The sequence below is a fragment of the Sulfitobacter sp. PS-8MA genome (genome assembly GCF_040933935.1).
In the GTDB taxonomy this organism is placed as follows: domain Bacteria; phylum Pseudomonadota; class Alphaproteobacteria; order Rhodobacterales; family Rhodobacteraceae; genus Sulfitobacter.
Genome location: NZ_JBFQYJ010000002.1, coordinates 89,589 through 104,388 on the forward strand (window position 1 = coordinate 89,589; position 14,800 = coordinate 104,388).

Here is a 14,800-nt window from a genome sequence, read left to right on the forward strand (position 1 = left end):
TGATGAAGGTCCATATCCTTGATGATTGGTTCGATACGCTGCGCGGGCTGCCGTGCTTTGAGCTGCTCAAGGGCCATGATGTCACCGTTTGGACCGACCATGAGGAATGTGAAGCCGCGCTGGCCGACCGGTTGCAGAATGCCGACTGCCTTGTGCTGTTCCGCGAGCGCACAAAGGTGACGCGCAGCCTTCTGAGGCAGCTGCCCAACCTGCGATTGATCTCTCAACGCGGCGCCTATCCGCATGTGGATGTCCCGGCCTGCACCGAGCAGGGGGTGCTGTTTTGCTCAACCAAAGGAGGCGATGGGGCCAATTACGCGGCGGCGGAGCTGACCTTTGCGCTGATCCTTGCGGCGATGCGGCAATTGCCGCAACAGATGGCCAGCGTGAAGACTGGCGCTTGGCAGATGGGGGTCGGGCGCAGCCTGCGCGGGCGCCGATTGGGGCTTTACGGATACGGGCGCATCGGACGTGTCGTGGCAGATTATGCCCGTGCTTTCGGAATGGATGTCGTTTGGTGGGCGTCTGAGGCCGGGGGTGCGCGGGCGGTGGCGGATGGCGAAACCGTGGCCGTTAGCCGCGCGTCCTTTTTTGCAGATAGCGATGTGGTGTCACTCCATCTGCGGCTGACGCCAGAGACCCAAGGCACCATCACCACGACGGACTTGGCCGCGATGTCGCCGCGGGCCGTCTTGATAAATACCTCTCGGGCAGGATTGATCGCGGAAGGCGCGCTCTTGCAGGCGCTCAACGCGGGCCGCCCGGGCACCGCCGCGGTGGATGTTTTCGCGTCCGAACCCTTGACCAATGCCGCCGATCCCCTGCTGTCGCACCCCCGTTTGATCGCGACACCGCATATCGGTTTTGTCACCGAAGACGAGTTTGACCGGCAGTTCGCCGATATCTTCGCCCAGGTGAATGCCTATGCGCAGGGGGCGCCGATCCATATGGTCAACCCTTCCGTCTTCGCGCCATAACCCCCGCCACCAGAGGGGCGCCAACGATGACAAGCACGATACGGGTCAGATGGTGGGTGATGACAAAGCCCAGATCGGCCCCGGTCACGATGGCAAGCACGGTCATTTCGGCCTGACCCCCGGGGGCGAAGGCCAAAAAGGCTTCCACCGGATCGCTCAGCCCCGCTGACATGATAAAGACGGTAAAACCCGCGGCCAGGATGGCCAGCACCAAGACATAGGCAATGCCGGCCAGAACGACGCGGGTCAGCTCGCGCCAGGTCACGCCGAGGAAATGCACGCCGATCCCGCAGCCGATGAAGAATTGCGCCGCGAGGATCGCTTCTGCCGGGGGGCGGCTGTGGATCAGCCCCGAGAGCGATAGCGCCGCGGTGACGATCATCGGCCCCAGAATGGAGGCGCCAAACAGGCCGATCCGCTCGCCGCCTTTCCAGCCGATCAGGGCCGCGAGCACCATCAAGGCCATCTCGCCCAAGGGCAGTTCAAGAACCGGCGCGCCGATCGGATTCGTAAGCTCTGCGCCATAGGCGAAAGTAAGAAAGACCGGCGCCAGCGTCACGATAAACAGCACCCGCGTGGCATGGATCAGCGACAGGGCGCGCGGATCGGCGCCCGCTTCGGTGCCAAAGATCACCATATCTTGCAGCCCACCCGGCATGGCCGCGTAATAGGCGGTGGGCAGGTCAAACCCCCAAAAACGCCGGAAAAACGGCACGCCGATCAACCCGATCAACGCGATGAATACCGGCACCAGCGCGACCGACATCGCCATCTGGGGCAGCGCGTGGAACAGGTCAGGCGTGATCGATGCGCCCACGGCCACCCCCAAGATCGTGCGCGCCGCGACCGAAATCTGACCGAAGCCTTTGATCGGCACATGCGCCAGCGCCGCGATGAGACAGGCCGCCATGGGGCCGAAGAGGAACGGCAAAGGAAGGCTCAGACCCCAGAAAAGCGCGGTCCCGAGCCCGGCGAGCGCCAGGGTCAAGGCCCGGCGGCGCAGGAGCGGAGGCAGGGGGTAAAAACCGGGCAAGGGGCGCATCCTTCTCGTGTTGACCTCTCTTGAATACAAATGTATCCACCCGTATGCAATATCCGCCGAGGGAAACGATGAGTGATGTAGAGCACACACCGCAGGGCAACTCTGCCTACAACCGCTTGATGGACGAACTGCGTGCGGGGCGGTTGAATCCCGGTGATCGGCTGCGCGAGACCGAGCTTGCCGAGCGGCTGGGCGTATCCCGCACGCCGGTGCGCGAAGCGATCCGGCAGTTGGAGGCCGATGGCGTGGTCGCCCATATCCCGCGGCAGGGCGCGAGCATCCGCAGCCTGGACTACGCCGAGGTGATGGAGCTTTATGAAATGCGCGCCGTTTTGGAGGGGACTGCCGCCCGTCTGGCGGCACGGGCCGCTTCGGATATCGAGGTCGAGGAGCTGCGCGAGATGAACCGCAGCCTGGCGTCTTTGGGCAATGGGCCGGAAGCCTTTGCCTTGAACCGTCAGTTCCATGCGGCCCTGCTGGATGCGGCCAAGAACCGCTTTTTGACCCGCTCCATCCACACTTTGCAAAAGACCCTCATGATCCTCGGGCCCACGACGCTGACGGATCCTTCCCGGGCTGAAAAAGCCGTGGAAGAACATTTCGGTGTTTTGGACGCGATCGAGGCGCGCGACGCCTCTTTGGCGGAAACGGCCATGCGCGCGCATATCGAGGCCGCGCAGCGCGTCAGAGTGCGCGCCTTGAGGGCGCAACCGGCGCGCAATGAAAGCTATGACGGAGACCTTCTATGAGCGAAACCTACGATATCGTCGTGATCGGCGGCGGCAATGCTGCGCTTTGCGCGGCCATCACGGCAGCCGAAGCGGGCGCGCGGGTGCTTATCTTGGAGGTCGGCCCCGAACCCTACCGGGGCGGCAATTCCCGCCATACCCGCAACTTTCGCTGCATGCACCACGGCCCTCTGGGGCCGCTGGTCGAAAGCTACACCGAAGATGAGTATTTCGCCGACCTTATGAAAGTGACCGGGGGCAAGACCGACGAACATCTCGCGCGGCTCGCGATCCGCGGTTCAGAAGAGTGCCTGCCGTGGATGGAGGAGCATGGCGTGCGCTTCCAGCCCTCGCTTTCTGGCACCCTGTCTCTGGCCCGCACCAATGCGTTCTTTCGCGGCGGGGGCAAGAGCCTTGTGAACGCCTATTACCGCACTGCCGAAGCGCTTGGGGTGGACGTGCTCTATGAGGCGGCGGTGACCCATCTGGAACTGGACGGGGACCAGATCACGCGGGTCGACTACACCTATGAAGGCGTGGCATGCAGTATCTCCCCGAAATCGGTCGTCGTGGCCTCGGGCGGGTTTCAGGCGGACACCGATTGGCTGGCCCGCGCCTGGGAGCCGGCGGCAAAGAATTTTCTGATCCGGGGCACGCCCTATAACCGCGGTGTCGTGCTGGCGGACCTCTTGGACCAGGGCATTGCGCAGGTGGGCGACCCGACACAGTGCCACGCGGTTGCGATTGACGGGCGGGCGCCGAAATTCGACGGCGGCATCGTCACCCGGTTGGACTGCGTGCCCTTCTCCATCGTCGTCAATAAGAACGGTGAGCGCTTCTATGACGAAGGCGAAGATGTCTGGCCCAAGCGCTATGCCATCTGGGGCCGGCTGGTGGCCGCGCAGCCCGATCAGGTGGGCTATGTCATCATTGACGCCAAATCGCTGAATCTTTTCATGCCCTCGGTCTTTCCGCCGATCAAGGCTGACACGCTCTCCGAACTCGCCGATAAAATGGGCCTGCCCGCCGCAGCGCTTGAGCAGACGGTGGCCACCTTCAACGATGCCTGCGGGGATCAAAGTGGTTTTCACCCCACCGAGTTGGACGGGGTCAGCACCAGCGGCATCACACCGGCCAAGACGAACTGGGCGCGCCCAATCACGGAGCCCCCATTCTACGGCTACAGCCTGCGCACCGGCGTTACCTTTACCTATCTCGGGCTGAAGGTGGACGAAAACGCGCAATGTTTCATCGGCGACCAGCCCATCCGCAATCTTTGGGCGGCGGGCGAAACAATGGCGGGGTCGATACTGGGGCAGGGCTATCTCGCTGGTTTTGGCATGACCATTGGCACGGTTTTTGGACGTATCGCAGGCAAGGAGGCCGCAGCCCATGCAAATTGATTTCCTACAAGAAGCCCGGCGCCAAGCCGAGGTCTGCAACGCCTGCCGTTATTGCGAGGGCTACTGCGCCGTGTTCCCGGCGTTGCAGGCCGAGCGCGCCTTTTCCGACGGTGACCTGACGCAATTGGCAAACCTCTGTCACAACTGCCGGGGATGCTATTACGCCTGCCAATACACCGCCCCGCATGAGTTTGACCTGAACCTTCCGCAAGCCCTGGCCGATGTCCGGCAGGACAGTTGGGAAGAATTCGCTTTCCCGCAGGCGATGGGCAAGGCGTTTCAAAAGAACGGTCTGGCCATTGTTGCCGCAACCGTCCTGGGCTTTGCCCTGTTGTTCTGGGCGGCGCGGGCGCTGGCCTCCGCCGGGGGCGAAGGGTTCTACGCGGTGCTGTCGCATAACGCGATGGTTGCGATCTTTCTGCCAGCCTTCCTGTTCCCTCTCTTGAGCATCGCAATCGGCCTGCGCCGGTATTGGCAAACGGTCGGCGGCGCGCCGGTGCGTCTTGCACATCTGCGCCACGCCTTTGCCTCGGCGGCCAATATGCGAAACCTCAAGGGCGGACATGGGGACGGCTGCAACTTTGAGGATGAGGACCGCTTTACCCATGCTCGGCGTCTTGCGCATCAGGCGGTGATGTATGGGTTTCTCTTGTGTTTCGCATCCACCAGCACCGCCACGCTCATGCATTACCTGTTGAACATGCCAGCGCCCTACGGGTTGTTTTCGGTGCCAAAGCTGCTTGGCCTCTCTGGCGGTCTTCTCTTGGTGCTCGGCTGTGCTGAAATGATCCGGCTCAAGCTTCGGGCAGATAAAGGGCTTGGCGCGACCAATGCCTTCGGCGGTGAAATCGCCTTTGTCGGGCTGCTGGGCTTCGTCGGGCTTAGCGGGCTAGTGCTCTATGCCGCGGGCGGAACAGGCTGGATGCCGGGCCTTTTGGTCATTCACCTTGGGTCGGTTCTGGCGTTCTTTCTGCTGACGCCCTTTACCAAGATGGCGCATGGGTTCTATCGGCTGGCCGCATTGGTACGGGATGCGCAGAGGGCGGATGGGTGAAGCCTGCTGTGCTCGTCTAGTTTTCGGCATGGGTTAGCTGCGACGGTCCATGCCGCAGGGAGATGAGCCGATCAGCAAACTCCGGGGCGTGAAGGCGCTGGCTTTTGCAACGCCCCATATCGAAGCTCACCACGCGGAATTCTCAATAAGGCGCACCATCTACCCGGCAACGCCGGATAGATGGTGCGCCTTAGGATCTGACAGCGGAACAGATCAGCAGAAACTCTGCATTGGGCGCGACGCGCCGAGATGTAAAAAGGCCAGAAAATCTAAACGGTCATGCAGCGCTTCTAGGCTCGCGATCCTATACGCGATCTCATTTTCCAACTATAAGTATAGACATAAGGCGATTAACTCGAATTAAGTTGGTATAGATGCTGGCGATCCTCTTTGTTATTGCGAAACGGCTGCTCGTCGGGATGCTGACCCTCCTAATTGTAACGATCATCATCTTCGGTGCTATCGAATTGCTGCCCGGAGACATCGCTACTGAGGTTTTGGGCCAGGCGGCAACCGAGGAAAGCTTGAACGCCTTTCGTGACAAATACGATCTGAACCACCCGCTGCACGAGCGGTATCTCTCTTGGCTTGGCGGTGCTGTCACGGGGGATTTTGGCCTGTCGATGGCCAACCAGCGTCCAATCTCGCAACTGATCAGCCAGCGTGCCGCGAACACGTTCTTTTTGGCGGGCTATGCTGCTGCAATCGCTGTACCCATTGCGGTAATTTCTGGAATGCTGGCCGCACTCTATAACGGGTCGGTTTTTGACCGTATCCTGTCCAGCTCAACGCTTGCCGCCATTTCCTTCCCCGAATACTTTATCGCCTATATTCTGATCCTGATATTTTCCGTCGCGCTTGGTTGGTTCCCCAGCCTTGCGAACGTGGATGTGGGCGACGGGCTTAGTGAGCGGCTCTACCGGACGTTTCTGCCGGCGATGACGCTGACGCTGATTGTTCTGGCCTATATGATGCGGATGACGCGGGCGGCCATTCTCAACTTACTGGCGCTTCCCTATATCGAAATGGCGCACCTTAAGGGGATGAAGCCTTGGCGGGTAATCGCGGTTCACGCGCTCCCCAATGCGCTGGCGCCGATCATCAACGTCATCGCGCTGAACTTGGCCTATCTCATTGTCGGGGTCGTTCTGGTTGAGGTTGTGTTCGTCTATCCCGGCCTCGGGCAGATCTTGGTCGATGCGGTGTCGAACCGGGATGTGACCGTGGTGCAAGCGGCATGTCTGATCTTTGCAGGGACGTATATCTTGCTGAACTTGATGGCCGACATCCTCTCGATTATCGCCAATCCTCGCCTCATGCATCCAAGGTGACGCCATGCAGAACGTGATCCACAACCTGCGCGGCGCGCCCCTCTCCACATGGATCGGGATTGGTATCGTGCTCGTCTACGCAGTCTTGGCCATCGGCGCGCCCCTCCTCGCGCCGTTCCCTGAGGCCGCGTCGGTCGGTGCGCAGTATCACCCTTGGGCCGCGCCGCACTACCTTGGCACGGACGCACTGGGCCGCGATGTGCTGTCCCGGCTGATCTATGGCGCGCGCAACACGGTCGGAATCGCGCTCGCGACCACCGCACTCGCCTTTCTACTGGGCACAACCTTTGGCCTTTTGGCGGCAACGCTGTCGGGGTGGTTCGATGCGTTTGCCGGGCGGGTCGTGGATGTGCTCATGGCGATCCCACCGCTGATCTTTGCGCTGCTGATCCTGACGATCACCGGCACATCAGTCCTGTCGCTGATCCTTGTGATTGGGGTGCTAGACAGCACCCGTGTCTTTCGTCTGTCGCGCGCCGTGGCACAGGGCATTTTGACCATGGACTACATCGAGGTGGCCCGCATGCGGGGCGAGGGAATTTTGTGGCTGATCCGCCGCGAGGTGCTGCCCAATGCCGCGGGGCCGCTGGTTGCCGAATTTGGGCTGCGTTTCTGCTTTGTATTCCTATTCATCTCAGCGCTGTCCTTTCTTGGCCTTGGGATACAGCCGCCCACCGCTGATTGGGGTGGCATGGTGCGCGAAAGTGCAAAGTTGATCGGGTTCGCCAATTTTCACAGTTGGCAAACCGCGACCTTTGGGCTGGCGCCATTGCTGCCAGCGGGCGCCATTGCACTGCTGACCATCGGCGTAAACCTGATTGTCGATTGGGTGTTGCACATGTCCTCGGGCCTGAAGGAGTAGCCATGTCCAATCTACTGCTAAGTATGAAGGACGTTAGGATCGAAGGCCGGTCCGAGGGCCGCTGGAAGCCCATCATCAATGGCGTGGACCTCACGCTGAATCGCGGTGAAATTCTCGGCCTCATCGGAGAGTCGGGCGCAGGCAAATCGACCCTGAGCCTCGCGGCGATGGGCTACACCAAGGCAGGCTGCCGCATAAGTGGCGGTTCGATCCAGTTCGACGGTCAGGAGCTGGTTGGCGCGCGCAGAAATACCCTGCGCAAGTTGCGCGGCGCGCGGATTGCCTATGTCGCGCAATCGGCGGCCGCCGCGTTCAACCCGGCCTACAGGATCATCAACCAGTATTGTGAAGGTCCTGTTCAGCACGGTGTCATGAGCCGGCATGAGGCGCAGCGTGATGCCGTCGAGCTCTACCGCACGATCCGCTTGCCAGATCCGGAGCAGATCGGCTTTCGCTATCCGCATCAGGTGTCGGGAGGGCAGCTTCAGCGCGCGATGACAGCGATGGCGATGTCCTGTCGCCCCGACTTGATCGTCTTTGATGAGCCCACGACGGCGCTGGACGTGACCACCCAGATTGAGGTGCTGGCCGCGATCCGCGATATCGTGCGGAAGTACAATACTGCGGCCATCTACATCACCCATGACTTGGCCGTGGTGGCTCAAATGGCCGACCGGATCAAGGTGCTGCTACGCGGCGGTGATGTCGAGGAAGCGCCGACCCGCCAGATGCTGGCCAGCCCACAAGAGGAATATACTAAATCGCTTTGGGCCGTGCGTGCGTTCCGCCGTACCCCCTCTTCTGCGCCCGACAAAGCCGCTCAGCCGGTTCTGGAACTCGCTGGCGTCACTGCCGGATATGGGGCCGTTACGGTGCTTGAAAGCATTGACTTGGCGATACCGCGTGGGACCACGATGGCGGTCGTCGGCGAAAGCGGGTCTGGTAAATCGACACTCGCCCGCTGCGTGATGGGTCTTTTGCCGCCGCGCGAGGGGGAAATTCGGTTCGAAGGCACGCCCCTGCCAAAATCCAGCCGCCACCGGACGCCGGCTCTTCAACGCCATGTCCAGATGATCCATCAGATGGCGGATACCGCCCTCAACCCAAAGCACCGCATTCGCGACATTTTAGGCCGGCCGCTAGAGTTCTTCCTTGGGATGAAGGGGCGGGCCAAAGAAGCGCGCATTCGCGAGCTTCTTGGCCTGATCGAGCTGGAACCTGATGAGTTTATTGACCGTCTGCCGGGCGAGCTTTCAGGTGGACAGAAACAACGGATTTGCATCGCCCGCGCCTTGGCAGCAGAGTCCGAGTTCATCATTTGCGACGAAGTAACATCGGCGCTGGACCAACTCGTGGCAGAGGGCATCCTGCGTCTCCTGGACCGGCTGCAACGGGAAATGGGTCTCACTTACATGTTCATCACACATGATCTGGCGACGGTACGCTCTATCGCTGACCGGGTCGTGGTAATGCAGAATGGCACCATCGTTGAGCAGGGTCCCAAGGACGAGATATTTGCCCCGCCGCATGCGCCCTATACGGGGGTTTTGCTGTCCTCAGTCCCCCAAATGGACCCCGACTGGCTTACCCGGCTTCTGACGGAGCGGAGCAAGGTTGTGCAGCCGGAGAGCACGGGATGTCCTTAAAGTTTGGCACTGTAACTTGTGAACTTGATCTCGCCGCCGGCGGCAAGCGCGCGGGCCATTTCGGCCTGTCCCATTCCGACAACCGCTTTGCCTTTTCCATCATTCAGTCGCCTTTGGCGGTGATCCGGGGCGGTGACGGACCGATGGCGCTGGTCTGTGCTGGCAACCACGGCGATGAATACGAAGGCCAGATTATCGTGCGGCGTCTCTACGAGCAGCTGGGACCCGACGATTTGGCAGGCGGGGTGATCTTGGCGCCTGCGCTGAATATGCCCGCGGTTCGAGCCAATAGCCGGGTCTCGCCGCTTGACGGTGGCAACCTCAATCGCGCGTTTCCCGGTCAGGTCTTTGCCGGGCCGACGCGCGAAATTGCAGGGTTTGTCGGAACGCAGTTGATGCCGCTGGCGGATTTGGCGATCGACTTGCACTCCGGCGGCAGCGGGACGAATTATCTCGATTCCGCTTATCTATGTTTGTCGCACGATCCCGGGCGCAATGCGCAGACCCGCGATCTCGCCGTTGCTATGGGCCTGCCGAACGCCATGGTCGTGCCGCCCAGCGACACGCCCGGTGATTTCGACGGAGCCGCCCATGCGGCAGGCTGCGCTATGCTGTCCTGCGAATTGGGCGGCGAGGGCAAATTATCTTTGGACGCGCTTGAGGTGGGCTGGCAAGGGGTTCTGCGCGTGCTGGTTCATAAGGGCGTGCTGCGCGCCAAGGCGGCGCATCGGTTGGGCGTGGCCTCGGCGCCACGGACGCGGTTCCTCGATCTAGGCGCCTCGGCGGCGATGGTGACGGCACAAGATTACGGTTTGGTGGAGCCGATGATCAGGATCGGAAAGGCAGTGCGAAAGGGCGAGCCTGTCGCACGGCTACGCCGCCTGCACCGGCTGGACGCTGCGCCGCAGGCACTGTGCGCCGGAACAGACGGCATTGTCGCGATCCTACGGGCCGGGGCGGTCGTAGCACCGGGCGATCATCTATGCGTTATCTGCCCCGAGCTATCGGCCTCCGCGCTAGAGGCACTGCTGGCCGGGCCATAACTTTAACGTGGGTCAAAGCGTTGACGGTTTCTGCGCTCCAAATGGTGACATGGCACGATAAGAATGGAGTCTTGCTTGATAAGGGCCTAGCGTGTCTCGGCTAAATATTCCCGGCTTCTGCCAGTATCCAGTTAAGGAATTTGCGCGAGGTTTCGTTCTCCAGCATCAGGGGGGACCAGCAGATAAAATAGGGTTCCGGCATGGGTATCGTCTGATCCGACAGACGAACCAGCCGCCGCAGTTCCAAGTCTGTTGCAGCAAAGGAAGACTGCGCCAGCATAATCCCTTGATCGCTGGCCACAGCTTCAAGCGCTGAACTGGAAAGCGAATGAACCGAAATGGGCTTTGTCGCAGACTGCGTTTGACCTTGGGCAATCAACCAGTCGCCTAGTCTTGGAACGCTGGTATAGGCCGGGCCCCAGTCGATATCGATCCAGGGCAGGGAACCTAGTGCCGCGGGGTCGGACGCGATCGGATTGTCTGCCAGAAACTTCGGCGAGCAGACTGGAAAGCATTCATCTTGGTAAAGGGCGCGGACATGGGGGAAAGCCTCAGATGCGGTGCCGTACGTCAGGCGAAACATGTGGTTCAAGAACTGCGGGTCCGGCTCCACATGCGTTGCTTCCAGTCGAATTGATGCGCCACGTTGCGATGGTTCGAAACGATGTAGACGGGGATTCAGCCATTTCAGCAATAGTGTGGGCAGACCGGAAATTTGTACGTCGATGTCCGCTGTCCGCTGCGACAGCAGATGCTGTGCCCGGTGCAACTTGCCAAAACCCTCCGACAGGAGCTCGTGATAAGATTGAGCTGCTTGGGACAACGACGCGCGGCGCCCGTCCTTGACGATGAGCGGTATGTTTAACTGCGTCTCAAGTATCTTGATCTGCTGGCTGATGGCGCCGGGGGTAACGCTTAGTTCCTTTGCGGCGTCGGTGACCGAGCCAAGCCGACCGAAGCTTTCAAAGGCTTGAAGCGCACGAAGGGGAGGGAGGGGCAGTTTCATGGCGTACCTACATGTCCGTATAGATGCCGGGTTTAGAAACACTAAACAGTGTTCCCGCAAATCTGGTTTGCCACGATGATATACCGCAAATTATCATAATAAAACTAGACATAATGGCAAGCCTAACAGCGGCGCTGCATGCAGAGATCTAAAAGATCCGCTGATATCCGGGGAGACTTTCAGAATGGTACTTTCGACTAACAGACGTACACTACTGCTGGGCGCGGGCGCGTTGGGCGCGACGACGGTATTGGGTCTTTCGGCGCGCCCCATGCGTGCTGCTACACCGCAACCGGGCGGCACGCTGCGTCTCGGCATCGGCAGCTTTGATTCAGGTGAAACGCTGGATCCGCAGGTGAATGAGACTAAGTTCATGCAGAACCTTCAATGGCAGCTGCGCAACAACCTTATCGAGATTGGGCCTGGTGGCGTTCTGGTGCCGGAATTGGCTACAAGTTGGGAGCCGAACGACGATCTGACCGTCTGGGTGTTCAAACTTCGCCAGGGGGTCGAGTTTCATAACGGCAAGACGATGGACGCCGATGATGTGGTGTTCTCCATCAACCTCCATAGGGGCGAGAATACCATCAGCCAGACCAAATCTTTGGTCGCGATGATTAAAGAAGTGGAAGCCACGGCGCCCAATGAGGTGACGATCACGCTTAAAGAGCCCAACGCCGGCTTTCCCCCGGTTCTGGCGCTGACCACGATGGTTATTGTGCCTGCTGGGGACATGAACTTTGGAGCTGGAATAGGCACCGGCGGTTACACGCTGGAATCCTACGAGCCGGGCATCAAGTCCATCGTCAAGAAGAACGCAAACTACTGGAAGGAAGATCGCGCCCATTTCGATGCCATTGAGATGCTGGCGATCCGCGACGTGAACGCCCGCACGACCGCCCTGCAGACCGGAGAGATTGACGTTATGAATTCGGTCGATCCGACCACCGCCAATCTGATGGCGGCTATGCCGGGGATTGACCTCGTGCAAACGCAGGGCAAGGTGCATTACTGCTTCAGCATGATGACATCCAATCCGCTGTTTTCGGATGTACGGGTGCGCCGCGCGATGAAGATGGCAATCGACCGGCAAGACATAGTTGACAAAGTGCTGAACGGTTACGGTTCGATCGCCAATGATCAACCGATTTCCGAGGCTTACCGCTATCACAACCCCGACCTCCCGCAATATAGCTATGATCCCGAACAGGCCAAAGCCTTATTGAAAGAGGCGGGAGCGGAGGGGCTTGCGACCACGCTGCATGCTTCGAATACGCCGTTTACCGGGGCTGTTGATGCAGCACAGCTTTTCAGCGAACACGCGGCGAAGGCGGGGATCACTATCAACGTCGCGCGCGAACCAGAGGACGGCTACTGGTCTAACATCTGGGGTAAAAAGCCGTTCTTTGCCTCGCGCTGGTCGGGTCGCGCAAATGAAGACCTGATGCTGACACTGGCCTACTCGCAAGAATCATTGGGAGGCTACAACGCGACCGACTGGGACAACGCGGCATTCAACAAGGCACTGATCGCGGCACGTTCTGAAAAGGACGAAGACGAACGGCGCGCACTTTACCACGAATGTCAGCGCATCCTGTCGGACGAAGGCGGGCTGATCGCGCCGGTCTGGGCAGATTTCCTCGACGCCAAATCCTCGAAAATCGGCATTCCAGGCGAGGTTTCGGGCGACTGGGATCTTGACGGCAACCGCTGCGGTGAGCGCTGGTGGTTCAACGCCTGATGCAAGAGCAGACACAGCGGCGGACCGCTTGAGTTGGCGGTTCGCCGTTGTGTCACACCTACGGCCCCGAATTTATGTTCGGTGATTTCGCCCTGCTTTTTGATACTTCGCAATCGGTGGTGAACGCGTAGCTATGCTGTACTCGCCTTCTCTTCCTGCTCAACCTTGGCGCGCATACAAGCTGGGCAGCATGCCGGCCTTCCACCGGTAAGCTCATCGATCTTTGACCACAGGAACCCGATATGAACCCAAATCTGATCGGCCCGGAAATTGCTTCACTACAGACTTACAATGCTGGGCTGGCGCTTGAGAAATTCCGCGCGCAATACGGCACCCCCTGTCTTGCGAAGCTCGATAGCAACGAAAACCCGACTGGCCCAAGCCCCGGCGCGGTGCAGGCGATCCGCGAGATGGCGGCCGGCGTCGCGCGTTATCCCGATGCGGGTAGCTCGTCGCTGCGCGATGATCTGGCCCGGGCTACAAAGGTAGCGGCAGACCGGATCATCATCGGCAACGGCTCCGAAGACCTAATCGGCGCGATTTTCCGCTCCGTGCTGCGCCCCGGCGATCACGTGGTCACGATCGCGCCGAGCTTCGGCTTGCATGAGTTCGGGGCGCTGGCCTGCGGAGCCAATGTCACGAAGGTGCCGTTTGCACCCGACTGGTCCTTCCCGCTGGATGGCTTGGCCCGGGCGATGGCAGCAGAGACGCCGCGCGTATTAATTTTTTCCGCGCCCAGCAATCCTGCCGGTCCGACTATCTCCATAGATGAGTTCGAGGCATTACTGGCCGCGACACCGGCTGAAACATTGGTCGTTTTCGACGAAGCCTATCGGGAATATATTGACCCCAGCTTGCGGTTTGACGCCCTCGCCTGCCTTGCTGCCCGGCCGCACCCTTGGATCGCACTGCGCACTTTTTCCAAGGCCTATGGGCTGGCGGGGGTTACGGGTGGGGTACGGTATTGCCTGCGATCCGGAACTGGTGGCGCAAGTGATGAAGGCGCGCAATCCTTTCGGTGTCAACGCGCTGGCAGCCGCAGCCGCGCGCGCCGCGCTGGGCGATCCCAAACATCTGTCTCGCTCGGCGGCGTTGGCGGCAGAAGGACGCGCCCGATTGTCTGTTGGGCTGGCTGAGGCGGGCTTTGTCTGTGCACCAAGCCAGACCAACTTTGTTTTTTCGACACCGGCAGGTCGGCTACGGATTTTGCCGAGGCTCTGCGCCATAGGGGCGTGCTGATAAAGCCTTGGTTGGAGCCCCCCTTCACCAATTGGGCGCGGGTCACGGTCGGTACTCCGCAAGAGAACGATATTTTCCTCGCGGCGGTCGCCTCTATGCGCGGACCCGGGTTAACCTCTTCTGAACCGCAAGGAGGAAGGAATATATGAGGTGCAAAGCGAGGAAGCTGGCACTGCAGCCCTCATGAACGCCGTTCTGTCAGCTTTAGTATCGCGGCATGTGTTCGTCTCGGTAAGCAGATGTTCCCGCCGTTACCCAGAGCAAAGGCGCCTGTCGGTACGGTCTGCCCGTCGGCTTCGATGGGCCCTGCCAAACAGAACAGACCGGTCTGCCCGGGTCCTGCAGGAATGACTTTTGGACCGGCCAGAACAACGACGGAGGCGATCATTTTGGCGGGGCTATAGATCACATTCAGGTTGCGCACTCCCCCAGAGACCATGCGGCTTTCGACCGGGATGTCACCTGCAAACTCCACGGGTTGAAAGCGGCGCGCCGCCAATTCACACTCTGGCGTGAGCAGATTAAGGCCATTGCCGTCAACCACGGTGAGAATCCGCGTCATGCCTTCGAACAGGGAAAACGGTCCGTCCGAAGTGACGTCTGCGAGACTGATCCGCCATTGCCAAGGATCATTGACGTTATCGCGTATAATCTCATGAACGACGCCGCCTCCGTTCTTCCACCGGCTGGAGGTGAAAGCATGGGGCAAAATAATCTGGTACATTGGC

General features: G+C 60.2%; 13 protein-coding genes and 1 pseudogene. 11 read left to right on the top strand and 3 right to left on the bottom strand.

The features are described 5' to 3' along the window. Positions 1-2 precede the first annotated feature (2 nt). Positions 3-977, top strand: coding sequence for a D-2-hydroxyacid dehydrogenase family protein (locus AB4M76_RS00560; protein WP_368439908.1), 975 nt, complete (start codon positions 3-5; stop codon positions 975-977). Here the strand turns inward: AB4M76_RS00560 and AB4M76_RS00565 are convergent. After that, a complete protein-coding gene (locus AB4M76_RS00565) occupies positions 952-2,010 on the bottom strand; it encodes an AbrB family transcriptional regulator (RefSeq protein WP_368439909.1) in 1,059 nt (352 codons plus the stop codon). The two genes, AB4M76_RS00560 and AB4M76_RS00565, sit on opposite strands and share 26 nt — an antisense overlap. 77 nt (positions 2,011-2,087) lie before the next feature. Between AB4M76_RS00565 and AB4M76_RS00570 the strand changes: the two genes are divergently transcribed. From AB4M76_RS00570 to AB4M76_RS00600, 7 genes are all read left to right on the top strand, one after another. Further along, on the top strand, positions 2,088-2,768 hold the full coding sequence (locus tag AB4M76_RS00570) for a GntR family transcriptional regulator (protein WP_368439910.1): 681 nt from the start codon (positions 2,088-2,090) through the stop codon (positions 2,766-2,768). After that, on the top strand, positions 2,765-4,150 hold the full coding sequence (tcuA, locus tag AB4M76_RS00575) for an FAD-dependent tricarballylate dehydrogenase TcuA (protein ID WP_368439911.1): 1,386 nt from the start codon (positions 2,765-2,767) through the stop codon (positions 4,148-4,150). Before AB4M76_RS00570 ends, tcuA begins: the two co-directional genes overlap by 4 nt. Next, positions 4,140-5,204 carry a tricarballylate utilization 4Fe-4S protein TcuB gene (gene tcuB, locus AB4M76_RS00580; RefSeq protein WP_368439912.1) on the top strand — a complete coding sequence of 355 codons (1,065 nt, stop codon included), beginning with the start codon at positions 4,140-4,142 and terminating at the stop codon, positions 5,202-5,204. The genes tcuA and tcuB overlap by 11 nt, the downstream gene beginning before the upstream one ends. 374 nt (positions 5,205-5,578) lie before the next feature. Next, positions 5,579-6,535 carry an ABC transporter permease gene (locus tag AB4M76_RS00585; RefSeq protein ID WP_368439913.1) on the top strand — a complete coding sequence of 319 codons (957 nt, stop codon included), beginning with the start codon at positions 5,579-5,581 and terminating at the stop codon, positions 6,533-6,535. Positions 6,536-6,539: 4 nt separating this feature from the next. Next, the gene (locus tag AB4M76_RS00590; protein WP_368439914.1) at positions 6,540-7,397 is read left to right on the top strand and encodes an ABC transporter permease; all 858 of its coding nucleotides are present in this window, start codon (positions 6,540-6,542) and stop codon (positions 7,395-7,397) included. A 2-nt stretch (positions 7,398-7,399) separates the two neighbouring features. Continuing rightward, complete coding sequence (locus tag AB4M76_RS00595; protein ID WP_368439915.1) at positions 7,400-9,043, top strand: ABC transporter ATP-binding protein; 1,644 nt, start codon at positions 7,400-7,402, stop codon at positions 9,041-9,043. Continuing rightward, positions 9,034-10,086 (top strand): succinylglutamate desuccinylase/aspartoacylase family protein, encoded by a 1,053-nt coding sequence (locus tag AB4M76_RS00600; RefSeq protein ID WP_368439916.1) that lies wholly within the window; start codon positions 9,034-9,036, stop codon positions 10,084-10,086. Before AB4M76_RS00595 ends, AB4M76_RS00600 begins: the two co-directional genes overlap by 10 nt. Positions 10,087-10,186: 100 nt before the next feature. Here AB4M76_RS00600 and AB4M76_RS00605 read toward each other — a convergent pair whose 3' ends face one another. Further along, positions 10,187-11,092: a LysR family transcriptional regulator gene (locus AB4M76_RS00605; RefSeq protein WP_368439917.1), complete on the bottom strand. Its 906-nt coding sequence runs from the start codon at positions 11,090-11,092 to the stop codon at positions 10,187-10,189. Positions 11,093-11,276: 184 nt separating this feature from the next. Here AB4M76_RS00605 and AB4M76_RS00610 point away from each other — a divergent pair, with 184 nt between their 5' ends. From AB4M76_RS00610 to AB4M76_RS00620, 3 genes and pseudogenes are all read left to right on the top strand, one after another. Then, on the top strand, positions 11,277-12,833 hold the full coding sequence (locus tag AB4M76_RS00610; protein WP_368439918.1) for an ABC transporter substrate-binding protein: 1,557 nt from the start codon (positions 11,277-11,279) through the stop codon (positions 12,831-12,833). A gap of 242 nt (positions 12,834-13,075) precedes the next feature. Beyond that, a pseudogene (locus AB4M76_RS00615) lies at positions 13,076-13,750 on the top strand (aminotransferase class I/II-fold pyridoxal phosphate-dependent enzyme); the annotation flags it as partial. Between the two features lie 13 nt (positions 13,751-13,763). Next, entirely contained in the window at positions 13,764-14,072 is a 309-nt protein-coding gene (locus AB4M76_RS00620; protein ID WP_368439919.1) for an aminotransferase class I/II-fold pyridoxal phosphate-dependent enzyme, read from the top strand. 181 nt (positions 14,073-14,253) lie between these two features. Here AB4M76_RS00620 and AB4M76_RS00625 read toward each other — a convergent pair whose 3' ends face one another. Beyond that, entirely contained in the window at positions 14,254-14,796 is a 543-nt protein-coding gene (locus AB4M76_RS00625; protein ID WP_368439920.1) for a HutD family protein, read from the bottom strand. Positions 14,797-14,800 lie beyond the last annotated feature (4 nt).